Source organism: Streptomyces durhamensis (genome assembly GCF_000725475.1).
GTDB lineage: Bacteria > Actinomycetota > Actinomycetes > Streptomycetales > Streptomycetaceae > Streptomyces > Streptomyces filipinensis.
This window is the reverse complement of record NZ_JNXR01000006.1, coordinates 198,847-221,272: the sequence shown is the minus strand read 5'-3', so window position 1 is coordinate 221,272 and position 22,426 is coordinate 198,847. Positions and strand designations below refer to the sequence as shown.

Sequence of the window (22,426 nt, the reverse complement as noted above, 5' to 3'; positions counted from 1 at the left end):
TCCAGCCAATCGTTGAGTGTGCAACTAGTGCGGGTGTGCTGCGCGGCCCCGCCTCAGGCGGCCGGGTCCTGAAGGAGGCCGACAAGGTTGCCGTCGGCGTCCTTCACGGAGGCGATCAGCCGGCCGTTGCCGACGTCCCGCACGTCCTGGACGACCTCGGCACCCGCCTCCAGCAGGCCCGCGAGCCGCTCCCTGAGGTCGGTGACGTGCCAGAACGGCACCGGACCGGTCAGGCCCTGGGCATGCCCGTGCGGGTCGAGGCCGACGTCCTGCCCCTCGGCCTTGAAACCGACGTAGTAGGCCTCGTCGACATACGGCTCGACGCCCAGCAGGACGGTGAACAGGGCCTTGGCCCGGTCCTTGTCCTTGACGGGGTAGATGATCGTCTGCAGGCCGGCGGTCATGGGACTCTCCTTCTGAGGTACGTGGCCCGGCGGGTCGTTTGCCGGTGCTCTTCACGCTAGGGCCGGGGAGCCTGCCATGGCTTCTCCGATCCTGACCGCTTGAGGGAGGGCGGGCCCTGTCCGCTCAGCTCCTTGATGGCCGTGCACCCCAGGACAGGACGGCTCGCCCCACTACCCCGGCGGAGCGGGCGTAGAGACAGACGCAGAGGGCGATGCGGGGCCTGGGGCGGCCCTCCGCTCGCGTCCCCAGGAAGCCAGCGGCTGGAGAGCGGTGTTGAGGCGCGTGCCGTCCTCGGTGAGCGAGTACTCGACGCGGGGCGGCACCTCGTCATAGGCGACGCGGCGCACGACGCCGTCCGATTCCATCTCGCGCAGATGAGAGGCCAGCACCTTCTCGGTGATCCCCGGAAGCAGCCGGCGCAGCTCGCCGAAGCGACGGTGCGGGTACTCCTGAAGCGCCCAGAGAATCAACACCTTCCACCTGCCGCCGATCACCTCCATCGCGGTGTCGATCCCGCAGACGTGTCCGTCTGGTGCGCCCGGCCGGTTCAGCGTCGTCATGCCCACCCCTTCTGACGTGCTCGCTCACCCCGAGGTAACCACCCACTCCGAAGTGCGTACTTGATCACCTGCGGGCCTGTGGCCAGCCTAATCGGCATGACACACAACACCGTTGAGAAGACCTCCGTCACACTGCTGGGCCTCGGCGCGATGGGCAGCGCGCTGGCCCGCACCTGGCTTGCCGCCGGCCACCCGCTCACCGTCTGGAACCGCACGCCGGCCCGCGCGGCCGCGCTCGCCGCCGAGGGTGCGAGCGTCGCGGACAGCGCCGCTGAGGCGGTGGCGGCGAACACCCTCGTCATCGTCTGTCTGTTGGACGACGCCTCGGTCGGCGAGGCGCTGGCCGGCACCGACCTGGCCGGCCGGGACGTGGTCAACCTGACCACCAGTACCCCTGCCCAGGCCCGCGTCCGCGCCGCGTGGGCCCGCGACCGTGGCGCCCGCTACCTGGACGGCGGGATCATGGCCGTCCCTCCGATGATCGGTGCCCCAGGGGCCGGCGGTTACGTCTTCTACAGCGGCTCGCGAGAACTGCTCGAACGGCACCAGGACACGCTGGGCGTCCCGGCCGGCACCACCTACGTCGGCGAGGACGCCGGTTTCGCAGCCCTGTACGACGTGGCCCTGCTCAGCGCCATGTACGGGATGTTCGCCGGGACCGCGCACGCCTTCGCCCTGATCCGCAAGGAAGGCATCGACCCCGCGACGCTCGCTCCGCTGCTCGCCGACTGGCTCGTCGCGATGGCCCCGGCGGTTCACCAGACCGCCGACCAGCTGCGGACCGGTGACTACACCAGGGGTGTCGTCTCCCGTCTCGCCATGCAGGTGGCCGGCACGCCGACCTTCCTGAGGACCGCCGAGGAGCAGGGCGTCAGCGCGGAACTGCTCAACCCCTACTTCGAGCTGATGCGCCGCCGCCTGGCCGAGGGTGGCGGCGACGAGAGCCTGACGGGCCTGATCGAGCTGCTGGCGCACTGACGGGACCGTCCCCGACCTGCGCAGCTCCTCCTTCAGGTCCCGTGCCGACTTCTTCTGCGGTTCGGCGTGGACGTAGGCCTTCGGGCACCAGGCCCAGGCACATCCCGAAGCGCGCTTCCGAGGGGGAGGTGGAGGCCGCAGGCGAGGAGGTCGACGTAGCTGCTCCAGGCGATCGACTCGGGGCCGGCGGTCAGGTCAGTTCTGGGCGGTGGGCCGGACGACGATCTCGTTGACGTCGACGGTCGGGGGCTGCTCGATGGCGAAGGCGACGGCGTGGGCGATCGCCTCCGGCGGGATCGCGACCCGGTCGCGCATTTCCGTGATCTGCGCTCGGACCTGCGGATTCGTTGATGCCTCGGCGAAGTCGGTGGCTACGGCGCCGGGCGAGACGGTGGTCACCCGCAGGGAGTCACCGGCTTCCTGGCGCAGGCCTTCGCAGATGGCGCGGACCGCGAACTTCGTGCCGGCGTAGACCGCCATGGCCGGCACGACGCGCAATGCGGCGGTGGAGGCGATGGTGATGAAGTGGCCTGTGCCCTGGGCCCGGAAGACCGGCAACGCCGCGCCGATTCCATGCAGCACGCCCTTGACGTTGACATCGACCATCTGGTCCCACTCGTCGACCCGTAGATCGTCCAGAGGCGAGATCGTGCCCACCCCGGCATTGCTGACCAACACGTCGAGCCGGCCGAATCGCTCGCCGGCCAGTGCGACCAGGGCATGCAGGTCGTCCCGCCGGGTCACGTCCGTGCGGGTCTGCACGGCCGTGCCACCCGCGCTCTCGATCCGCGCCACCAAGTTCGCGAGGCGCTCGAACCGGCGCGCACCCAGGACGAGCCGCGCGCCTCGCCCGGCCAGCAGCAGTGCGGTCGCCTCGCCGATACCGCTGCTGGCTCCGGTGATCGCCACGACCTTGCCGTCGATTCCGGACACGTTGTCTTCCTCTGCTTCCTGAAGTACCGGTAGCCGGGGCCCACAGGTCACCGGGGAGAGCCGCAACTCCCACTCGGAGGACAGTCTGTGAGGTCTTCAGCCCGGTATCCAGAACGCGGTTATTCTGGAACCGGAGATACCATCCAGCATGCCCTCACCGCCCGATCAGCGCCGCGAGCTGGGCGCCTTCCTACGCAGCCGCAGAGAGCGGATCACCCCTGACCAAGTGGGGCTGCCGCACACCGGCCGACGACGGACACCGGGCCTGCGCCGGGAAGAACTCGCGCTGCTCGCCTGCATCAGCGCCACCTGGTACACGTACCTCGAGCAGGGCCGGGACGTCCGCGCCTCGGACCAGGTGCTCGACGCCCTAGCCTCGGCACTGCAGTTGGACCGGCACGAGCGCGGTCATCTCTTCCGGCTCGCCGGGCGCGCACCTGCGGCCGAACCCGAAGAACCGGAGTCCCTCGCCGCCGATGTGGCAGCCGTCCCGCTCCTGCTCCAGCCGCATCCGGCGTACATCATCGGCGGAAACTACGACGTGCTCGGCCACAACCAGGCGGCCGACGACCTGTTCCCGCGCCTCAACGCGGCGGACGGGCAAGCCAACTTCGCCCGCTGGGTGTTCCTCGAACCCGTCGCCCGGGACGTTCTGGTCGACTGGGAGACCGAGGCACGCGGCCTGCTCGCCCGGCTGAGGACACTTGCCGGACGCCACCCGGGCGACCCCCGGTACACCCGGCTGATCGACGAACTGAACGCGGGCAGCCCTGAAGTGCGTGCCTGGTGGCCGCAGTACGACGTGCAGGCCCGGCGCGGCGGACGGAAGCGGATACGGCTCCCGGGACGTCGGATCGTCGACTTCGCCTACACCGCGTTCCATCTGGCCGAACAACCGGAACAGACACTGGTGATCTACTCCGACAGCCGGGAGTCAGCCACGGCCCCTCAGGCGGTCCTCAGCCGAACTGCTCGGCGAGTCCGACCATGATGCCCTCGCGCCGGACGGCGAAGTACGGCTCGACCCGATCAGGGCGTAAGTGTGATCGTCGGCCCGTCATACACGGCCGAGAGGTTCACGTACGGGTCTGCAGGAGCCGGCAGGCACGATCGCTCGCCGTCGTGGGAGGAACTCGTCGACAATGCACGGGAGTCTCCCCGGTGTTCCCGGTACAGCGCCGAACAGCCCACGCCGCCCCGCGCTCGCGGCGCGGCCACACGGGTGGTTCTGCGCGGAGCGCCTGAGCCCGCGTTCCACCTCGCGATGCCCTGACCGCACAAGGGAGTTGGTGCCGAACGCCGGGCCGGCGCCCGTGCTCGTTGATCAGACGATCCGGCGTGCCGACGAGCAGATCTCGGACATGTGCGACTTAACCTCTCGTCACCTTATGACGTGGTGGATCGCGTACGCATCCGCTTCAACGCTCGGAGAAGACATGCGCAAGCCTCGCAAGACCGCCGTCGTGGCCGCCCTTCTCGCCACCGTCGGCTTCCTCGGCACCGGCACCGCCTACGCCCACGGGCAGGGACACGGGCACGGGCACAAAAACGGGCACTCGCACGCGAAGGGACACCAGGGTCGAGAGAGCGAGACAGTCCTCATCAACCAGAGCACCTCATGCACGGTGGCCGAAGAGAACGTCGACGTACAGGGTGAGTCCGGGTTCGAGAACGGCCGGGAGGGCAATCAGCCCAACGGCAAGGGCTCACCCGGCCAGCAGACCACCAACGTCGGCTCCCGCCTCGGGTGCGACAACACCCTCGTCCTCGGCAAGTAGCTCACACCCCTCCCGGCGCCTGCTCCCCCCTCCCGGCGCCGGGAGGGGGGAGCAGGCGCGGGGCGCGGATGCCGAGGATGCCGAAGACCTCGTCCTTCGCCGGCCCCCGCAGCTCCGCCATGAAGGCGGGGTCCACCTCACCGGTCCTGGCCCAGATCCCGCCGAGGGACTCCGCGCAGTGCTGGGCCAGCACGCTCGTGAAGCCCTCGGCGCGGATGATCCGGGCCAGGCCCGACTCGACGAACGGACCGGAGAGGAACTCCAGACAGCCCGCCGCGTCGTATTTCTCGTCCTCGCGAGCCATCGGGTCGTCAAGGATGCCGACCAGCAGGACGGCCCGTTCCTCATCGGGGATCTCCGGCTCGGCCCACACCGGGGCCCCCGGGACGGACGCGGCCACGGTGCGGGGCCGCCCCCTTCCGAACAGCCCCTCCAGCCATCTCCTCATCCGGAACAGACCCCTCATCCAGAACGTGCGGAGTCGTAGGTTACGGCCGCGGCGACCAGCAGTGCGCCACCGGCCCGTCTCCAGCCGGACGGCAGCCGTCCCCGCCTGCCGGCTTCAGCGGCTCACAGCGGTCTCCCGCTCCATGCACGTCAGCTTCCCGGGGTTGCGCACGGAGTAGAGCCCGGTGACGAGGCCGTCGTCGATCCGCAGCGCCACGACCATGTCGATCTCCCCGTCGATCCTGACGATCAGAGCCGGATGACCGTTGACCTGCGCCGCCTCCACCGGTCGCCGCAGACCGAACACCGCCACGCCGGCGGCCAGCAGACGGGCCACCTTCTCGGCTCCCACCGTGGGACGCGGCATGGCCTGCTTGACGCCGCCGCCGTCGCTCAGGGCGACGACGTCCGGCGCGAGGAGGTCGAGCAGGCTCTGCAGGTCGCCCGTCTCGAGCGCCCGTTGGAAGGCCCCGAGCGTCCGGTGATCAGTGACCGTGCGTGCCGGTTGACGACGTAGCCGGTCTTCCGGATGGCGGCGACCGCCTCGGCGGCGGCGGGGCTGACGTAGTGGCCGCCGTTGAGCACACGTGAGACGGTGCCGCGCGAGACACCCGCCTCCCGCGCCACGTCGTGGATCGTCGGCGGTTTGCACCGGCCTCCCGCATTGGTCATGGTCATGACTTTTACGGCCCTGGACAGCGGATCCAGGCTCCAGAAGCGCTGAATGGCCAGGAACAGCGCGATCAGCGGGAGGACCGCGAGGAACGCCCCTGTGATCACCAGCGTGTACAGCGCCGGGGTGTGGGAGCCCTGCTCCAGCAGCGTGTACAGGCCTCCGTCGCCGGCGGAGCCCCCTGGCTGCTCCTGGAGTACTTGACCTCGGGTGTCAACTGGCAGCCCCGCAACCCCGCTGAGGCCCCCGGCCAGATGGCCCGCAACTCCCTGGCGCACGTGGCGCGCGGCTCCGAGGGCGCGATGTTCTTCCAGTGGCGCCAGTCCCGGCGCGGCGCCGAGAAGTTCCACTCGGCCATGCTGCCGCACGGCGGCACCGGCACCCGGGTGTGGCGTGAGGTGACCGAACTCGGCGCGGCCGTCGACGCGTTGCGCAGCGTACGGGGCACGCGCACGGTCGTCGACGTGGCCATGCTGTGGGACTGGCAGTCCTGGTGGGCGCAGAACCTCGCCTGGCGCCCCAGCGAGGACCACGACCCACGTGAACGCGCCGACGCCTTCCACGAGGTCCTCTACGACCGCCACCTCACGGTCGACTTCGCCCATCCGGAAGCCGACTTGTCGGCCTATCCCCTTGTCGTCGTACCGGCCCTGTACCTGATGACGGAGGCGGCCGGGAACAACCTCAGGGAGTACGTCGAGAGGGGCGGCACGCTGGTGGTGCCGTACTTCTCCGGCGTCGTCGACGAGCACGACGCCGTGCACGAGGGCGCCTGCCTGGGCGCGCCGCGGCACGTCCTCGGCCTCACCGTGGAGGAGTTCTCGCCGCTGCCGGCGGACGAGCGGGTGCGGCTGACGGGCCCCGAGGGCTGCGTCCTGAACGGGGACGTGTGGACGGAGTTCGTCGTGCCACGCGGTGCCGAGACGGTGTGGACGTACGCCGAAGGCCCCGCCGGGCCGCCCGGCGGTCCCGGCGGGGGCCGTACGGGGCGTACGACTCGACAGCTGAGCCGGCTCCCCTCGTTCAGGTGGGCCACGAGAGCCGCGGGCGGAAAGGTTCTCCTCCGGCCCCACCGGAGGACACCCCTGCCCGTACACGTCGAAGGGACGACGGACGATGAAGTTCCATCCCAGACGCACCATCAGGGTCCTGCTGCTGCCGCTCGCGGCCGGGCTCGCCCTCACCGCCCTGCCGGCCCAGACCGCCTCGGTCGCGAGCACCGCAAGCCGGTGTTCGTCGCCGAGACGGCCTACCCGTTCACGCTGGCCCAGGACGACTTGCTGGAGAACCAGATCGACACCAGCGGCGAGCTGGTGAGCGGCTACCGGCGGCCGTGGCCGGCCAGACCAAGTGGATGAACGACATGACGAGCATCGTGGAGGCCGTCCCGAACGGCCGTGGCCTCGGCGTCGTCTACTGGGAGGCGACCTGGACCGCCGTCACCGGAAACGGCTGGGACCCGGCCGACGCCACCTCGGGCAACGGCTGGGAGAACCAGGCCCTGTTCGGCTACGACGACAAGGCGTTGCCCTCCATGACGTGGTTCAGCCATCGCTGAACCACCGATGCGGGGCCCGGCCGTAGGGGGCGGCGGGGCCCCGCCCTGTTTTCCGGGCCCGCCAGGCGTCTCGCGGTCGCACGGCCGTTCGGTACCGGACAACGAACGACGACTCCCGTGCGCGACGGAATCGGCCGGGTGACAGTGGGAAGACTGCGTACGAGGAGGCCGGGGACGGAGGCGGACTGATGATGGGAACTCCCTCGGGCCGGGTACGGCAGACCATCCTGGAGTGGCTCAAGGACCCGGCGGCGCACTTCCCGGCGTACCTCCGCCGCGACCTCGCCGAGACGGGCGTCACCGCGCGGGCCGTGGCCGTCAAGCTGGGCGTGCCGCGTCGGACCGCCCTCGCCCACCTGGACTTCCTCACCCGCCTCGGCCTGCTGCGCACCCGCCGCAGCCGCTGCCGCACCTACTACCGGCGCGACGAGATCCGCATCGCCGAGGTGGCCCGGATGTTCGAGAAGGGGTGGTGAGAGGCCGCCGGGCAGGACAGAGTGGCCGGACAGGTGGCGACCGACGGCGAAAGGGCACACCGCGCATGGACCGACCCACGGCACTCGTCCCGCTCCACTACGTCTCCCTGGGCGCCCGCGGCCCCGAGGACGTGGTGGCCGACGCGCACGGACGCGTGCTGACCGGAGCGGAGGACGGCCGGATCCTGCGCGTCCACCACCTCGGCGACCCGCGCACGGCCCGCGTGGAGGTGCTGGCCGAGACCGGCGGCCGTCCGCTCGGGCTCGAACCGCTCCCGGACGGGGGCCTGTTGGTGTGCGACGCGGAACGCGGCCTGCTGCGTGTTGATCCCGTCGAAGGCGCTGCGGGCACCGTCCACGTCCTCGCGGACTCCGTGGCGGGCGAGCGGCTCCGGTTCTGCAGCAACGTCGTCGCCGTTCCGGACGGCACCGTGTACGTCACCGTCTCCAGCCGCCGCTACCCGCTGGACCAGTGGATCGGCGACATCGTCGAACACACCGCCACCGGACGGCTGCTGCGCCTTCCGGCCGACGGCGGCGAGCCGGAAGTCCTCCTGGAAGGGCTGCAGTTCGCCAACGGTCTGGCGGCCGGCGGCGACGGCTCCTTTCTGGTGATCGCCGAGACCGGTGCCTGCCGGCTCACCCGCTACCACCTCAGGGGCCCGCGCGCCGGCCACACCGACCTCTTCGCCACGCTGCCCGGCATGCCGGACAACCTCTGGCGCGAGGGCTCCGACGGCCCGCTCTGGGTCGCGCTCGCCAGTCCGCGGGTCCCGCCCCTGGACCTCCTGCACCGCACCCCGCCCGCCGTGCGCGGCGCAGCCGCCCGGGCCGCCGTCCACGCGCCCTACCGCCCGAGCGGAACGATCGGGGTCATGGCCCTCGACGACACCGGACGCACCCTCCACCACCTGGCCCGCCGCCGCTCCGGCTTCCGCATGGTCACCAGCGTCTGCGCGACCGGCGACCACCTCGTCCTCGGCAGCCTCCGGGAGCCCGGCGTCGCGGTCTGCGCCCGGCCCGCCGCCCTCTGACACGGCGGTACGCTGGTGCCGGCCGTGATCACCCGTCGGGGCAGGCCGAACAGGAGACGCACCAGCATGACAGCCCCGGAAGCCGAGAGCCTCCGTGTCCGCCCCACGCCACGGCGGCGGTCCGAGTGGCGTACCCAGACACCCGTCGTCGCCGTCGTCGCGGTCGGTGGCGCCCTGGGCGCGTGCGCCCGCTACGGGCTCACCCTGACCTGGCCCACACCGCCCGGTGGCTTCCCCTGGGCGACCTTCTGGACCAATCTCATCGGCTGCGCGGTGATCGGTGTCTTCATGGTGCTCATCACCGATGTGTGGGCCGCCCACCGACTCGTCCGCCCCTTCTTCGGCACCGGAGTGCTCGGTGGCTTCACCACCTTCTCCACCTACGCCGTCGACATCCGCAGGCTGGTCGACGCCGGCCGGCCGGGAACCGGGTTCGCCTATCTCGCCGCGACGCTGTGCGCGGCCCTCGCCGCGGTGTGGCTCGCCTCGGCCGCCGCCCGCCGGGTGCTGATCGGGAGGCAGCGATGACATCGCTCAGCGGCCGGGCCCTCAGGCTGACCGTCTACATCGGTGAGGACGACACCTGGCACCACAAGCCCCTCTACTCCGAGATCGTGCACCGCGCGCACGCGGCCGGACTCGCCGGCGCGAGCGTCTTCCGGGGCATCGAGGGCTTCGGCGCCTCCTCCCGCATCCACACCTCCCGGCTGCTGTCCCTGAGCGAGGACCTGCCCGTGGCGGTCGTCGTCGTGGACACGGAGGAGCGCGTACGGGCGTTCCTGCCGCAACTCGACGAACTCGTCGACGAAGGCCTCGTGACCCTGGAGGAGTGCGAGGTCGTCCGGTACGTGGGGCGCTCGGGTGTCACGGGGGACACGGATCCGAAGGGTAAGAAGTCGTTGTGAACTGGCTGCTCGTCATCGCGGGAGCCGTGGTCGGCGCACCGCTGCGCTATCTCACCGACCGTGCCGTGCAGGCCCGGCACGACTCGGTCTTCCCCTGGGGCACCTTCGTGGTGAACGTCACCGGCTCGCTGGTCCTGGGGCTGCTCACGGGCGCCGTCTCGGCCGGAGCCGCCGGGCCCCACCTGCAGCTTCTCATCGGCACGGGGTTCTGCGGCGCCCTGACGACGTACTCGACCTTCTCCTACGAGACCCTGCGGCTGACCGAGGCCGGCTCCGGCCTCTACGCTGCCGTCAACGTCGTCGCGAGCGTGGTGGCCGGGCTCGCCGCGGCCTTCGCGGGTGTCTCGCTCGCCGGCGCCCTGTGGGCCTAGGCGCTTGCCATACGGCCGGACACAACAAGTACTGTCTACAGCACTGTCGACCAACTCTCCTCAGAACTGGATCCCATGAGCGCCATCTCCGTCGGTCAGGCCGTCGTCCTCGGAGTAGTCGAGGGGGTGACCGAGTTCCTCCCGGTGTCCTCCACGGGTCACCTGAAGATCGCCGAGGGGCTCATGAACATTCCCGTCGACGACAAGTCCGTCGTCGGTTTCTCGGCCGTCATCCAGGTCGGCGCCATCGCCGCCGTGCTCGTGTACTTCTTCAAGGACATCAAGCGGATCGTCTCCGCGTGGTTCCGCGGTCTGACCCACCGCGAGGAGCGTTACCACCACGACTACAAGTTCGCCTGGTGGGTGATCGCCGCCACCATCCCGATCGTGGTGGTCGGCCTCGCCGCCAAGCCGCTGATCGACGGTCCGCTCGCCTCGCTCTGGGTGGTCGCCGGCTCCCTGATCGCCGGTTCCGCCGTGATGTGGGCCGCCGACCAGATGGGCCGGCACAAGCGCGGTGAGGACGACACCTCGTTCAAGGACGCGATGTGGGTCGGCTGCTCCCAGATCCTCGCCCTGCTCTTCCCCGGCTTCTCGCGCTCCGGCGCCACCATGTCCACCGCGCTCATCCTGGACCTGGACCGTGTCGCCGCCACCCGCCTGTCGTTCTTCCTCGGCATCCCCGCCCTGACCGGCGCCGGCATCTACGAGCTCAAGGACGCCCTCGGCGCGGGCGTGGGCGCCGCGCCGCTGGCCGTCGGCACCATCGTGTCGTTCGTGGTGGCCTACGCCTCCATCGCGTGGCTGCTGAAGTTCGTCGCCAAGCACTCCTTCAACGCCTTCGTGATCTACCGCATCGTCATCGGAGTGGGCCTGCTCGGCCTGCTCGCCACGGGCACGCTCAACGCCTGAGCGAACCCTGCTGATCACCCACGGGGTGCGGATGCCTGCATTCAGGCGCCGCACCCCGTGAATGTTTCCTTACGGGACGCCTTGACAGTCCGGACACGCAACCCGCAGGATCACTCCCGTGAACCTGTCAGACAGCCAGACAGGTGGTCGGGCCCCGCGGCGCGTCAGCGCCATGGAAGCGGTCCTCGCCCACCTCCGCGGTGCCATCGAGCGCGGCGAGTACGCCATAGGCGACAAGCTCCCTTCCGAGGCCGAGCTGTGCCGCACGCTCGAGGTGTCCCGGCCCGTGCTGCGCGAGGCGCTGCGCGCGCTGCAGACGATGGGCCTGACGGTCTCCCGGACCGGCAAGGGCACCTTCGTCGTCGCGAACGCCGTCGAGGACCCCACGTTCGGCGACTACGCGGCCAGCGACCTGCTGGAGGTGCGCCGGCACATCGAGATCCCGGTCGCCGGATACGCGGCCGCACGCCGCACCCCGGAGGATCTGGACCACCTGGCCCACCTGCTCGACCGCATGGAGCGGGAGACGGACACCACCGCCTGGGTCGCGATGGACACCCTCTTCCACCTCGCCGTGGCCGAGGCCGCCCAGAACCCGGTCTTCCGCCGGGTCATCGAGGAGATCCGGGACGCACTGGCGCGTCAGTCGGCCTTCCTCAACGAGCTGGGCGGGCGCCGCGAGCAGTCCAACCGCGAGCACCGGGCGATCGTCGAGGCGCTGATCGACGGTTCCGAGCACGACGCGGTGGAGGCCATGAGCCACCATCTGGACCGCGTCGAGACGACCCTCACCGACATCGTGCGTCCCCGGCGCACGGACCTCCCCACGGAAGGCGGACCCGAGGCGTGAGCGAGCAGCACCTCAAAGACGAGACGCGCCCCTCGTCCGGCCATGTCGACGCCGGAGACGCCGGCTACAGCAAAGGCCTGAAGCACCGGCACGTCAACATGATCGCCATCGGCGGTGCCATAGGCACCGGCCTCTTCCTCGGCGCGGGCGGCCGGCTCGCCGACGCCGGACCCTCCCTGTTCATCGCGTACGCCGTCTGCGGCGTCTTCGCCTTCCTGGTCGTCCGGGCCCTCGGCGAACTCGTCCTGTACCGCCCCTCCTCCGGGGCCTTCGTGTCCTACGCCCGGGAGTTCCTGGGCGAGAAGGGCGCCTACACCGCGGGCTGGATGTACTTCCTGAACTGGGCGACCACCGGCATCGCCGACATCACCGCGGTCGCCACGTACACGCACTACTGGGGCATGTTCTCGGACATCCCGCAATGGTTGATCGCATTGATCGCCCTGGCCATCGTCTTGACCGTCAATCTGATCTCGGTCAAGATCTTCGGCGAACTGGAGTTCTGGTTCGCGATCGTCAAGGTCGGCGCGCTCGTGGTCTTCATGGCGATCGGCATCTTCCTGCTGGTCACCCAGCACCCGGTCGACGGTCACCACCCCGGCCCCTCCCTGATCACCGACAACGGCGGCGTCTTCCCCAGCGGCCTGCTGCCCATGCTCCTGATCATCCAGGGTGTCGTCTTCGCCTACGCCTCGGTCGAGCTGGTCGGCGTCGCCGCCGGCGAGACCGAGAACCCCGAGAAGATCATGCCGAAGGCGATCAACTCGATCATGTGGCGCGTGGGCCTCTTCTACGTCGGCTCCGTCGTCCTGCTCTCGATGCTGCTGCCCTGGAACAAGTACAGCGCCGGCGAGAGCCCCTTCGTGACCGTCCTGTCGCACATCGGTGTCCCGGCGGCCGGCGGCGTGATGAACCTCGTCGTGCTGACCGCCGCCATGTCCTCGCTGAACTCCGGCCTGTACTCCACCGGCCGCATCCTGCGCTCCATGGCCATGAGCGGCTCGGCCCCGAGGTTCACCGCGAAGATGAGCCGCAGCCAGGTCCCGTACGGCGGAATCCTGCTCACCAGCGGTATGTGTGTCCTCGGCGTGGGCCTCAACTACGTCGTCCCCGCCGACGCGTTCGAGATCGTCCTCAACTTCGCGGCGATCGGCATCCTCGCGACCTGGGGCATGATCATGCTCTGTCACGTCCTCTTCTGGCGGAAGACCCAGAAGGGCGAACTGGCCCGGCCCTCCTACCGGCTGCCGGGCTCCCCCTGGACCGAAATCGTGACGCTGGCGTTCCTCGCCTCCGTCCTGGTCCTCATGTACGCCGACGGCGGCGCCGGACGCACCACCGTGCTCTGTCTGCCGCTGATCGTCGCAGCGCTGGTCGCGGGCTGGTACGGCATCCGCGGCCGCATAGCGCGCATGTCCACCGGCGCCGGCGCGTGACCCGCGACCCGGACCGCCCCGATCCCTCGATACAGGCAGTGATGTACAGCAGTTCCCCCGCCGACGCACCCGTCATACGCGAGCCCCTCCACGCGCCCGTCGCCCACCTCGTCCGCGGCGGGGTCGTCGAGGGCATCCACTACGGCTCCGTCGTCGTCCTCGGCGCCGACGGCCGGGTGCAGTTCCAGCTCGGCGACATCGAGGCCGCCTTCTACCCGCGCTCGGCCGTCAAGCCGCTGCAGGCCGTGGCCATGCTGCGGGCCGGACTGCCGCTCGACGGCGAACTGCTGTCGCTGGCCGCCGCGAGCCACTCCGGTGAGGAACGCCACCTCGCCGGCACCCGGCGCATCCTCGAACTCGCCGGGCTGACCGAGGACGACCTGCGCAACGTCCCCGACATGCCGTTCGACCCCGTGGTCCGGGACGTCTGGGTGCGCGAGGGCCGCATGCCCTCCCGACTCGCCCAGAACTGCTCCGGCAAGCACGCGGCCATGCTGTGGACCGCCAGGCTCAACGGCTGGTCCCTGCAGGACTACCTCGATCCCGAGCACCCGCTGCAGCAGGCGATCGAGGAGATCGTCGAGGACCTGACCGGCCAGCGGGTCGCCCGGGTCACCGTGGACGGCTGCGGCGCGCCGCTGTTCTCCATCTCCCTGCACGGGCTCGCCCGTGCCCTGTCCCGCATCGCCTCGGCCGTCCCCGGCACGCCCGAGGCGCGGGTCGCGGACGCGATGCGCTCGCACGCCGAGATGGCCTCCGGCTCGGGGCGGGACGTGGCCGCGCTGATGCGGGCCGTCCCGGGGCTGCTCGCCAAGGACGGGTTCGAGGGCGTGCAGGTCGCTGCGCTGCCGGATGGCCGTGCGATCGCCGTGAAGATCGCCGACGGGGCGAACCGGGCGCGGATTCCGGTGGCCGCGGCCGCGCTCGCGCGCGCGGGCGTGGATCCCGGGCTGCTGACCGAGTTCGCGGGGGAGCCGCTGCTCGGGGGCGGGGAGCCGGTGGGGTGTGTGCGTGCGGTGCGTGCGCTGGACCCTGTCGAGCTTCCTGCCTGCGCCTAGGGATGCGCCGATGCCTCCGGGGGACCGCGGGCCGTCGCCGGTCTGTCGGCCGTCTGTGGCCGACCGCGCAGTTCCCCGCGCCCCTGACCGGGCGCCTTCACCTCCGTACCGCAGAAAGAGGACCGTTTCCCCATGACCGCCGCCCTCACCCGCAGCGAACACGATCTGCTCGGTGACCGTGACGTGCCCGCCGACGCGTACTGGGGTGTGCACACCCTGCGCGCGACGGAGAACTTCCCCATCACGGGCACCCCGATCTCCGCCTACCCGCATCTGATCGACGCCCTGGCCGCCGTCAAGGAGGCCGCCGCTCTCGCCAACGAGGAACTCGGCCTGCTGGAGCCGGAGAAGGCGCGCGCGATCGTCGCGGCCTGTCAGGAGATCCGGGCGGGCAAGCTGCACGACCAGTTCGTCGTCGACGTCATCCAGGGCGGCGCTGGCACGTCCACGAACATGAACGCCAACGAGGTCGTGGCGAACCGCGCGCTGGAACTGCTCGGCCACGCCAAGGGCGAGTACACCCGGCTGCACCCCAACGAGCACGTCAACCTCGGCCAGTCGACCAACGACGTCTACCCGACCGCCGTCAAGGTGGCGACGGTGTTCGCGGTCCGTGGACTGCTCAAGGCGATGGCCGTCCTGCAGGACGCCTTCGCCCGCAAGGCCGTCGAGTTCCGTGACGTGCTCAAGATGGGCCGTACACAGTTGCAGGACGCGGTACCGATGACGCTCGGCCAGGAGTTCTCCGCCTATGCCGTCATGATGGAGGAGGACCGCAGCCGTCTCGCCGAGGCCGTCGAGCTGATCCATGAGATCAACCTGGGCGCCACGGCGATCGGCACGGGGCTCAACGCGCCCGCCGGTTACGCCGAGGCCGCCCGCCGCCATCTGTCGACGATCACCGGGCTGCCCCTGGTCACCGCCGCCAACCTGGTCGAGGCCACCCAGGACTGCGGTGCCTTCGTCCAGATGTCCGGCGTGCTCAAGCGGATCGCGGTCAAGCTCTCCAAGAGCTGCAACGACCTGCGGCTGCTGTCCTCCGGGCCGCGAGCGGGCCTCGGCGAGATCAACCTGCCGCCGGTCCAGGCCGGTTCGTCCATCATGCCGGGCAAGGTCAACCCGGTGATCCCCGAGGTGGTCAACCAGGTCGCCTTCGAGGTGATCGGCAACGACGTCGCCATCACCATGGCCGCCGAGGCCGGACAGCTCCAGCTCAACGCCTTCGAGCCGATCATCCTGCACTCGCTGTCGGAGTCGATCACGCACCTGCGCAGCGCCTGTCTGACGCTGGCCGAGCGGTGCGTGAACGGCATCACCGCCAACACCGAGCGGCTGCGCGCCACGGTCGAGAACTCCATCGGCCTGGTCACCGCGCTCAACCCGCACATCGGCTACACCGCCGCGACCGACATCGCCAAGGAGGCCCTCGTCACGGGCCGCGGAGTGGCCGAACTGGTGCTGGAGAAGGGCCTGCTGCCGGCCGAGCGCCTCGCCGAGCTGCTGCGCCCCGAGGTCGTCGCGGGCAGCGGGGCACCGGCCGCCTGACCTGCGGCGACGTACGGCCGATTGCGCTCCGGGACCGAGCGGGAGGCACAATGGTGATCATGACAACGACGTCGTCCCTCACCTTCCTGCCGGTCCTGGAGCGCATCGCCGAGGAGATGGAGCGCACGCCCGGCCGCGGCCGGGCCGCCGACTACATACCGGCCCTCGCCGCGCTCGATCCCCGCCGGTTCGGCATGGCCGTCGCCGAGCTGGACGGCACGGTGTACGGGGTGGGGGAGTGGCGCGAGCCGTTCTCCACGCAGTCCGTCACCAAGGTCTTCACACTGGCCCTGGACCTGGCCCGCGAGGGTGACGAGCTCTGGGAGCACGTGGGCCGCGAGCCCTCCGGCAACCCCTTCAACTCCCTGGTCCAGCTGGAGTACGAGAACGGCATCCCGCGGAATCCTTTCATCAACGCGGGCGCCCTCGTCGTCACCGACCGCCTCCAGACCCGTACCGGGGACGCGGCCGGGGAGCTGCTGGCCTTTCTGCGCGCCGAGAGCGGCAACACCTCCCTGGACTTCGACCAGGAGGTCGCCGCCTCCGAGACCGCCCACGGCGACCGCAACGCGGCCCTCGCCCATTTCATGGCGTCCTACGGCAACATCGACAACGATGTGCCGACCCTGCTCGACCAGTACTTCCGGCAGTGTTCGATCACCGCCTCCTGCGCCGACCTGGCCCTCGCCACCGGCTTCCTCGCCCGGCACGGCATCCGCGCCGACGGCAGCCGCCTGCTCACCCGCAGCCAGGCCAAGCAGGTCAACGCGGTGATGCTGACCTGCGGGACGTACGACGCGGCCGGGAACTTCGCCTACCGCGTGGGGCTGCCCGGCAAGAGCGGGGTCGGTGGCGGGATCATCGCGGTCGTACCCGGCCGGTGCACCCTGTGCGTCTGGAGCCCGGGGCTGGACGAACGGGGCAACTCGGTGGCCGGCGTGGCGGCCCTGGACCTGTTCACGACACTGACGGGTCTGTCGGTGTTCTGAGGACGCCGCTTTCCATCGGGCGAAGCCGAGAACCTGGCGGGCGACAAGCCACGGCGTACCCGCGGCCGGCACCATACCCGCACTCACCAGTTACATCGCCGCCCCCGCCCGGCAGGGCTACCGTCGCCTTCCGGCCATCCGGCGTTGACACGCTGCCCCAGTGTTGGCCATGGCATTCCCCGTCGATCTCCGCCGCTGCCAGCTGCTCGGGCTGGCCGGCACCGCCTCCCTCGCGCTGGGCGGTGAGACATCCGGTGCCCTGCCCGTCCAGGACCTGCTGGGCTCCGCCTCGGCCAAGGCCGCGCTCGGTCTGGTCGGGGTGTACTTCGGTGTCGTGCTGCTCGTCGCCGCCTGGGTGCTCCTCGGCCGCCTGGTGCGCGGCCCCCAGCCGCCCACCCCGCGCTCCCTGCTGCTGGTGCTCGCCGTGTGGGCGGCCCCGTTGCTGCTCGCACCGCCGCTGTTCAGCCGGGACGTCTACAGCTACCTCGCGCAGGGCGCCATGGCCGACGCCCACATGGACGTCTACACCCACGGGCCCGCCATGCTCGGTGGCCCGCTCGCCGACGAGGTCGCCCCCATGTGGCAGCACACCGGCGCCCCCTACGGGCCCGCCTTCCTGGCCATGGCCTCCGCCCTGGCAGGTCTGACCCGCGGACAGCTCCCGGCCGGCCTGCTGGGCATGCGCCTGGTCGCCCTGCTCGGCGTGGCCCTGATGGCGGCGGCGCTGCCCCGCCTGGCGCGGCACAGCGGCGCAGACCCGGCCGCCGCGCTGTGGCTCGGCGCCCTCAATCCGCTGGTCCTGCTGCACCTGGTGGCCGGTGCCCACAACGACGCCATCATGCTCGGCCTGCTCGGCCTCGGGCTGGTCGCCGCGCGCGGCCGCCGGCCCGCCGTCGGGGCCGTCCTCGTCACCCTCGCCGCGCTGGTCAAGGCACCCGCGGCCCTCGGCCTGCTCGCCGTCCTGGCCCTGCAGATCCGGGCCGGCCGGCGCCCGCTGCCGGCCGTCCTGACCACGGCCGCCGCCTCCGCCCTGACCACGGTCACCGCCACCGCCGTCGCCGGCACCGGCTACGGCTGGATCGGCGCCCTGACCACTCCCGTCTCCCCGCAGAACTGGGCCCTGACCAGCCTGGCCGGCCGCGCCACCGGCGCTCTGCTCAAACACCTCGGCAGCAGCCTGGCCCCGCTGGCCGTCCCGGCCTGGCACCTGCTCGGGCTCGCGGCCACCGCCGTCGCCGTGGCGCTGATATGGCTCCGGCTGCGCCTGAGACCGGTGTACGCCCTCGGCCTCAGCCTGCTCACGGTCGCCGTGTTCGGCCCGGCGATCCGCCCTTGGTACGTGCTGTGGGGCCTGTTCCTCATCGCCGCCGGCGCGCCCGACACCTCGGTACGGAACCGGGTCGCGGCCCTGGCCGGCGTCCTCGCCCTCGCCGTCCTGCCGAGCGGCGGTCCGGCCGACCTCGGCCAGCTGGTGCTCGCCGTCTCCGGCGGGGTGCTCGGCGTGGTCGTCCTGTGGCAGGCCCACCAGGCGGCGCAGGCCCCGGCTCCGGGACGTACGGCGTGAGCGGGCCGCTGCGACCCCGTACGGACCGCGGCCGCGTGCTGCTGGTGCTCGCCCTCGCCGCGGCCGTCACGGTCTTCACCGCCACCGTGCCGCTGCTGCGCGGCTTCTTCGACCTGCGCGTCTACTACGGCACCGTGCACACCTGGGCGCACCACGGCGGCCGGATCTACGACTACCAGGTGCCCGGCACCTCCTACGGCTTCACCTACCCGCCGTTCGCGGCGCTCGCCATGCTGCCGCTGGCCCTGCTCGACCGGACCTCGGCGATCGTGGCGTCCCTGCTGGTCAACCTGGCCGCCCTGGCGGTGGTCCTGCGGGCCCTGGCCGGCCCGGACTGGCGGCGCCACGGCTGGTACCGCTGGTCGCTGTGCCTGTGCCTGCTCGCCCTGTTCGAACCGCTGCGGGACACCTTCAGCTTCGGCCAGGTCAACCTGGTGCTGCTCGCCCTCGTCCTCGGCGACTGCCTGCTGCTGGCGACCGGCCGGGACCGCCTGGCGGGCGCCGGGATCGGGCTCGCCGCCGCCGTGAAGCTCACGCCCGCCCTGTTCATCGGCCTGCTGCTGCTCGCCGGGCGGCGCCGGGCGGCCGGCCTCGCCACGGCCGTCGCCGCCGTCGCGAGCGCGCTGGCCGCCTGGGCGGACCCCGGGGCGTCCCGGGTCTACTGGACCGAGGCGCTGTGGGACACCAGCCGGGTGGGGCGGCTCGCCTATGTGTCCAACCAGTCGCTCCAGGGGGTACTGGCCCGCCTCGGCGAGCCCGGCCGCCCGCTGTGGGCGACGGCGGTCCTGCTGGTCCTGTGCGTCTGGGCGTGGCGGGCCCGCAGGGCGGTGACGGCCGGCGACTGGACGGCGGCCTTCGCACTCACCGGGGCGGCGGCCTGCCTGGTCAGCCCCATCACCTGGGTGCACCACCTGGTGTGGCTGCTGCCGTCCTTCGCCGTACTGGTGCGCGCCGGACGCCCGCGGATCGCGGGCGCCCTGTACGCGGTGCTGTGCACGAGCGTGGTCTGGCTGTGGTACGACGACGCCTCCGGCATCGGCGGCTTCCTCGGCAGCAACGCCTACACATGGATCACGCTGGGTCTGCTGCTCGGCCTGCCGACGGGTCAGCCGCGCGCGCCTTTGCCGGCCTTGGCCCGCAACGCCAGCGCCACGGCTCCCGCGCCGAGCCCCGAGAGCCCCACGACGACAGCGGTGCCCGACCAGTCCGGGTCGTCCTGCGCCGACGAGGCCGCCGCGGCCACCGGCGCGGCGGCGGACGCCGGGGACGACTTGGCGCGCAGCCCGTCCAGCGAGCCGACCGGATCGACCCGCCCGGCCGCCGCGAAGCCCCAGTCGAGCAGCTGGCGTGCCTCCTCGTACACGGTCAGTCCGCCGCCTTCCTGAGGGTTCATCACGGTCACCATCAGCGTGCGGCCGCCCCGGCGGGCCGCGGCCACGAGGGTGTTGCCCGCGTTGGTGGTGTAGCCGTTCTTGACGCCGATCAGCCCCGGATAAGGCGCCACCCCGTCCTCGCCGGTCAGCAGCCGGTTGGTGTTCTCGATGCCGTACGACGAGCCCTCACCGGGGAACTGCGCCTGGGCGGTGGAGCAGTAGCGGGCGAAGTCGGGATTACGCAGCCCGTCCCGGCCGAAGACCGCCAGGTCGTAGGCGGAGGACACCTGACCGGGGGCGTCGTAACCGTCGGGGGACACGACATGGGTGTCCAGGGCGCCGAGCGAGCGTGCCTTGGCCTGCATCCGCGCGACCGTGGCCTGCCAGCCGCCGTTCAGCGAGGCGAGCACGTGCACGGCGTCGTTGCCGGAGCTGAGGAAGACCCCGCGCCACAGGTCGGCCACCTGGTAGGAGTGTCCCTCCTCGACGCCGACCAGGCTGCTGCCCGGGCCGATGTCCGCCAGCTCCGCGTTCTGCACGGTGTGCTGCATCCCGGCGGGCAGCGCCGGCAGCACGGTGAGGGCGAACAGCGTCTTCAGGGTGCTCGCGGGCGGCAGCTTGCGGTGCGCGTCGTTCGCGGCGAGCACCTCCCCGTTGTCCGCGTCGGCCACCACCCAGGACAGCGCCGACACCTCCGGCACCTCGGGCACCCCCTGGCGCGGCCGGACCTGGGTGCCGGAGCGGTAGAGCAGGGACGGCCCGGGCATCGCCGCCCGGGGGCCTGGCGGGGCGGGCTCCCCGGCGCGGGTCTCCGCGGAGGCGGCGGCCGGCGCGAGTGCCAGCACGCCCGCCACACACAGGGAACAAGCCGACACGGCCGCCCGATGAGAAAGGGCTGTGAACATATGATCAACGTACGAACGGGGGCGTCGTCCCTCGCGCTGTCGGGGCCGTTCGGCCCAGGGGAGCAACCCGGATGCCGCACCCCGGCCGTCCGCGGGCGGTGTCAGCCGCCGGGCAGGGTGGGCCGGATCTGCCGCAGGAACGCGGCGTTGTCGGGGGTGGAGCGCAGCCGCTCCAGGAGGGTCTCCAGGCCGGACGGACCGCTCTCGCGGGTGCGCAGCACCCGGCGCAGGCCGTGTGTGGCCGCCAACTCGGCCGCGCCGAGCAGGAGTTCCTCGCGACGGGTGCCGGTGGCGTCGAGGTCCACGGCGGGGAAGAGGCGGCGGGCGGCGGCTTCCCGGTCGAGCCTCAGCTCCATGTTGCCCGTGCTCTTCAGCTCCTCGAAGTAGTAGCCGTCGGCGCGGGAGCCGGTGTCCACCAGGACCGTGGCGAGGATGGTCAGCGAGCCGCCCTCCTCGGCCTGGCGGGCGGCGCCGAAGAACCGCTTGGGTCCGAGCAGCGCGCCCGCGTCGACACCGCCGCTCAGGGTACGGCCGCCGGCGGCGGAGGCGTTGTTGTGGGCCCGGCACAGCCGGGTCAGCGAGTCCAGCAGGACGACGACGTCCTCACCGGCCTCCACCAGGCGCTTGGCCCGCTCCACGACCAGCTCGGCGAGGGCGATGTGCTCCTTGGGCGTCCGGTCGAAGGTGGAGGCGTACACCTCGCCGCGCACCGAGCGGCGCATCTCGGTGACCTCCTCGGGGCGCTCGTCCAGCAGCAGGACCATCAGCCGGCACTCGGGGTGGTTGCCGGCCACGGCTGCCGCGAGCTGCTGGAGCAGCACGGTCTTGCCGCTCTTCGGCGGGGCCACGATCAGCCCGCGCTGGCCCTTGCCGACCGGTGCGAAGAGATCCGCGACCCGGCCGGCCGGTCCGGACGCGGGGTGTTCGAGGCGGATGCGGTCGTGCGGGTGGAGCGGGGTGAGGTCGCGGAAGTGGCTTCGGCCGCGGAGGTCCGCCGGTTCGCGGCCGTCGACGCGGGTGACCTCGGTCAGGGCGCGCTGGGCGCCCCGGACGCCCTCGACGAGGTCGCCCTTGCGCAGCCCGTGGCGCCGGATCAGGGCCGACGGGACCTGCGGGTCGGCGGGGGAGGAGAGGAGGCCCGCGGCCCGCAGATGCCCCTTCCCGTGCGCGTCGATGTCGAGAACACCGGTGACGAGCGGGGAGGCCGGGGGCTGCTGGACCACGGGAGGGTGTTCGAGAGTGGTGGTCATGGTGGGAGTCCTTTCACGGACGGGAGAAGACAGACGGGAAGGGGGGGAGAGGCCGCGAGCGGGAGGCGTGGACAACCGCCTCCGGGCGGCGGGAACGGCACCTCGGGTACGGCACGGACGCCCTGGTCACGAGGTGCTGCGGAGAAGAAGCCCGGGCCGGTCGGAAGCCTCGGCCGAAGGGCTGGTGGAGAGAGAACCGCATCGGTGTCCGTACGACGGGACACGCACATGCGCTGATCGCACTATACCCATGCGTTCGCTCGCGTCAACAAGAGGACGTCCGTGTCCATTCCCTCCTGAGCCCCCGTGAGCCCTCCGGTGGCTGCCCGGAGACCGTCGACGTGGGATGTCCGGCGGGGGCGAGGGGATGGCCGCACCCGACCGGGGCGCGCGGGTCTGCCGCTGGTCAGGACCGGCCGGATTCGG

At 71.6% G+C, this 22,426-nt stretch carries 22 protein-coding genes and 4 pseudogenes; 17 read left to right on the top strand and 9 right to left on the bottom strand.

What is annotated here, in order from left to right:
• Positions 1-53: 53 nt before the first annotated feature.
• Entirely contained in the window at positions 54-404 is a 351-nt protein-coding gene (locus IO33_RS0110510) for a VOC family protein (protein WP_031162939.1), read from the bottom strand.
• A 171-nt stretch (positions 405-575) separates the two neighbouring features.
• Positions 576-965, bottom strand: coding sequence for a winged helix-turn-helix transcriptional regulator (locus IO33_RS0110505; RefSeq protein WP_051926608.1), 390 nt, complete (start codon positions 963-965; stop codon positions 576-578).
• Between the two features lie 96 nt (positions 966-1,061).
• Here IO33_RS0110505 and IO33_RS0110500 point away from each other — a divergent pair, with 96 nt between their 5' ends.
• Positions 1,062-1,943 carry an NAD(P)-dependent oxidoreductase gene (locus IO33_RS0110500; protein ID WP_031162935.1) on the top strand — a complete coding sequence of 294 codons (882 nt, stop codon included), beginning with the start codon at positions 1,062-1,064 and terminating at the stop codon, positions 1,941-1,943.
• Positions 1,944-2,138: 195 nt separating this feature from the next.
• Here IO33_RS0110500 and IO33_RS0110495 read toward each other — a convergent pair whose 3' ends face one another.
• The gene (locus IO33_RS0110495) at positions 2,139-2,876 is read right to left on the bottom strand and encodes an SDR family oxidoreductase (protein ID WP_031162933.1); all 738 of its coding nucleotides are present in this window, start codon (positions 2,874-2,876) and stop codon (positions 2,139-2,141) included.
• A gap of 148 nt (positions 2,877-3,024) precedes the next feature.
• On the opposite strand from IO33_RS0110495, the gene IO33_RS0110490 reads away from it, so the two are divergent.
• Together IO33_RS0110490 and IO33_RS0110485 are read left to right on the top strand one after the other, a co-directional pair.
• The gene (locus IO33_RS0110490; RefSeq protein ID WP_051926585.1) at positions 3,025-3,867 is read left to right on the top strand and encodes a helix-turn-helix transcriptional regulator; all 843 of its coding nucleotides are present in this window, start codon (positions 3,025-3,027) and stop codon (positions 3,865-3,867) included.
• 445 nt (positions 3,868-4,312) lie between these two features.
• Positions 4,313-4,654 carry a hypothetical protein gene (locus IO33_RS0110485; protein ID WP_031162929.1) on the top strand — a complete coding sequence of 114 codons (342 nt, stop codon included), beginning with the start codon at positions 4,313-4,315 and terminating at the stop codon, positions 4,652-4,654.
• Between the two features lies 1 nt (position 4,655).
• Here the strand turns inward: IO33_RS0110485 and IO33_RS0110480 are convergent, their stop codons facing one another.
• The 4 genes and pseudogenes from IO33_RS0110480 to IO33_RS47140 all read right to left on the bottom strand — a co-directional run.
• A complete protein-coding gene (locus tag IO33_RS0110480; RefSeq protein WP_031162920.1) occupies positions 4,656-5,102 on the bottom strand; it encodes a hypothetical protein in 447 nt (148 codons plus the stop codon).
• Positions 5,103-5,216: 114 nt separating this feature from the next.
• Positions 5,217-5,468, bottom strand: a complete 252-nt coding sequence (locus IO33_RS44020; RefSeq protein WP_031162918.1) for a sigma-70 family RNA polymerase sigma factor family protein — start codon at positions 5,466-5,468, stop codon at positions 5,217-5,219.
• A 104-nt stretch (positions 5,469-5,572) separates the two neighbouring features.
• Positions 5,573-5,779, bottom strand: a pseudogene (locus tag IO33_RS47145) (LacI family DNA-binding transcriptional regulator); the annotation flags it as partial.
• Positions 5,780-5,782: 3 nt separating this feature from the next.
• Positions 5,783-5,935, bottom strand: a pseudogene (locus tag IO33_RS47140) (carbohydrate ABC transporter permease); the annotation flags it as partial.
• Between IO33_RS47140 and IO33_RS54070 the strand changes: the two are divergent.
• The 14 genes and pseudogenes from IO33_RS54070 to IO33_RS53780 form a co-directional block, all read left to right on the top strand.
• Positions 5,933-7,332: pseudogene (locus IO33_RS54070) on the top strand (beta-galactosidase); the annotation flags it as partial. The pseudogenes IO33_RS47140 and IO33_RS54070 sit on opposite strands and share 3 nt — an antisense overlap.
• A gap of 188 nt (positions 7,333-7,520) precedes the next feature.
• On the top strand, positions 7,521-7,808 hold the full coding sequence (locus IO33_RS0110455; RefSeq protein WP_031162902.1) for a helix-turn-helix domain-containing protein: 288 nt from the start codon (positions 7,521-7,523) through the stop codon (positions 7,806-7,808).
• A 65-nt stretch (positions 7,809-7,873) separates the two neighbouring features.
• On the top strand, positions 7,874-8,842 hold the full coding sequence (locus tag IO33_RS0110450; RefSeq protein WP_031162900.1) for an SMP-30/gluconolactonase/LRE family protein: 969 nt from the start codon (positions 7,874-7,876) through the stop codon (positions 8,840-8,842).
• A 66-nt stretch (positions 8,843-8,908) separates the two neighbouring features.
• Positions 8,909-9,370 carry a fluoride efflux transporter CrcB gene (gene crcB, locus IO33_RS0110445; protein WP_031162897.1) on the top strand — a complete coding sequence of 154 codons (462 nt, stop codon included), beginning with the start codon at positions 8,909-8,911 and terminating at the stop codon, positions 9,368-9,370.
• A complete protein-coding gene (locus IO33_RS0110440; RefSeq protein ID WP_031162895.1) occupies positions 9,367-9,747 on the top strand; it encodes a DUF190 domain-containing protein in 381 nt (126 codons plus the stop codon). The genes crcB (IO33_RS0110445) and IO33_RS0110440 overlap by 4 nt, the downstream gene beginning before the upstream one ends.
• Complete coding sequence (crcB, locus tag IO33_RS0110435) at positions 9,744-10,118, top strand: fluoride efflux transporter CrcB (RefSeq protein ID WP_031162892.1); 375 nt, start codon at positions 9,744-9,746, stop codon at positions 10,116-10,118. Before IO33_RS0110440 ends, crcB (IO33_RS0110435) begins: the two co-directional genes overlap by 4 nt.
• Positions 10,119-10,193: 75 nt before the next feature.
• Complete coding sequence (locus tag IO33_RS0110430) at positions 10,194-11,030, top strand: undecaprenyl-diphosphate phosphatase (RefSeq protein ID WP_031162889.1); 837 nt, start codon at positions 10,194-10,196, stop codon at positions 11,028-11,030.
• A gap of 172 nt (positions 11,031-11,202) precedes the next feature.
• Positions 11,203-11,880 carry a FadR/GntR family transcriptional regulator gene (locus IO33_RS0110425; protein WP_031162887.1) on the top strand — a complete coding sequence of 226 codons (678 nt, stop codon included), beginning with the start codon at positions 11,203-11,205 and terminating at the stop codon, positions 11,878-11,880.
• Positions 11,877-13,316, top strand: coding sequence for an amino acid permease (locus tag IO33_RS0110420; RefSeq protein WP_031162885.1), 1,440 nt, complete (start codon positions 11,877-11,879; stop codon positions 13,314-13,316). Before IO33_RS0110425 ends, IO33_RS0110420 begins: the two co-directional genes overlap by 4 nt.
• A gap of 41 nt (positions 13,317-13,357) precedes the next feature.
• On the top strand, positions 13,358-14,374 hold the full coding sequence (locus tag IO33_RS0110415; RefSeq protein WP_031162883.1) for an asparaginase: 1,017 nt from the start codon (positions 13,358-13,360) through the stop codon (positions 14,372-14,374).
• A 132-nt stretch (positions 14,375-14,506) separates the two neighbouring features.
• Positions 14,507-15,919 carry an aspartate ammonia-lyase gene (gene aspA / locus IO33_RS0110410; protein WP_031162881.1) on the top strand — a complete coding sequence of 471 codons (1,413 nt, stop codon included), beginning with the start codon at positions 14,507-14,509 and terminating at the stop codon, positions 15,917-15,919.
• 50 nt (positions 15,920-15,969) lie between these two features.
• Positions 15,970-16,908, top strand: a complete 939-nt coding sequence (locus IO33_RS0110405; RefSeq protein ID WP_031162873.1) for a glutaminase — start codon at positions 15,970-15,972, stop codon at positions 16,906-16,908.
• Positions 16,909-17,077: 169 nt separating this feature from the next.
• Positions 17,078-18,472 carry a polyprenol phosphomannose-dependent alpha 1,6 mannosyltransferase MptB gene (gene mptB / locus IO33_RS0110400; protein WP_031162872.1) on the top strand — a complete coding sequence of 465 codons (1,395 nt, stop codon included), beginning with the start codon at positions 17,078-17,080 and terminating at the stop codon, positions 18,470-18,472.
• Positions 18,469-19,857, top strand: coding sequence for a glycosyltransferase family 87 protein (locus IO33_RS53780; RefSeq protein WP_157857821.1), 1,389 nt, complete (start codon positions 18,469-18,471; stop codon positions 19,855-19,857). The genes mptB and IO33_RS53780 overlap by 4 nt, the downstream gene beginning before the upstream one ends.
• A 59-nt stretch (positions 19,858-19,916) precedes the next feature.
• Here IO33_RS53780 and IO33_RS53775 read toward each other — a convergent pair.
• Positions 19,917-20,612, bottom strand: a pseudogene (locus IO33_RS53775) (D-alanyl-D-alanine carboxypeptidase family protein); the annotation flags it as partial.
• A 239-nt stretch (positions 20,613-20,851) separates the two neighbouring features.
• On the bottom strand, positions 20,852-22,000 hold the full coding sequence (gene rho / locus IO33_RS0110385) for a transcription termination factor Rho (RefSeq protein ID WP_031162869.1): 1,149 nt from the start codon (positions 21,998-22,000) through the stop codon (positions 20,852-20,854).
• Positions 22,001-22,426: the final 426 nt, after the last annotated feature.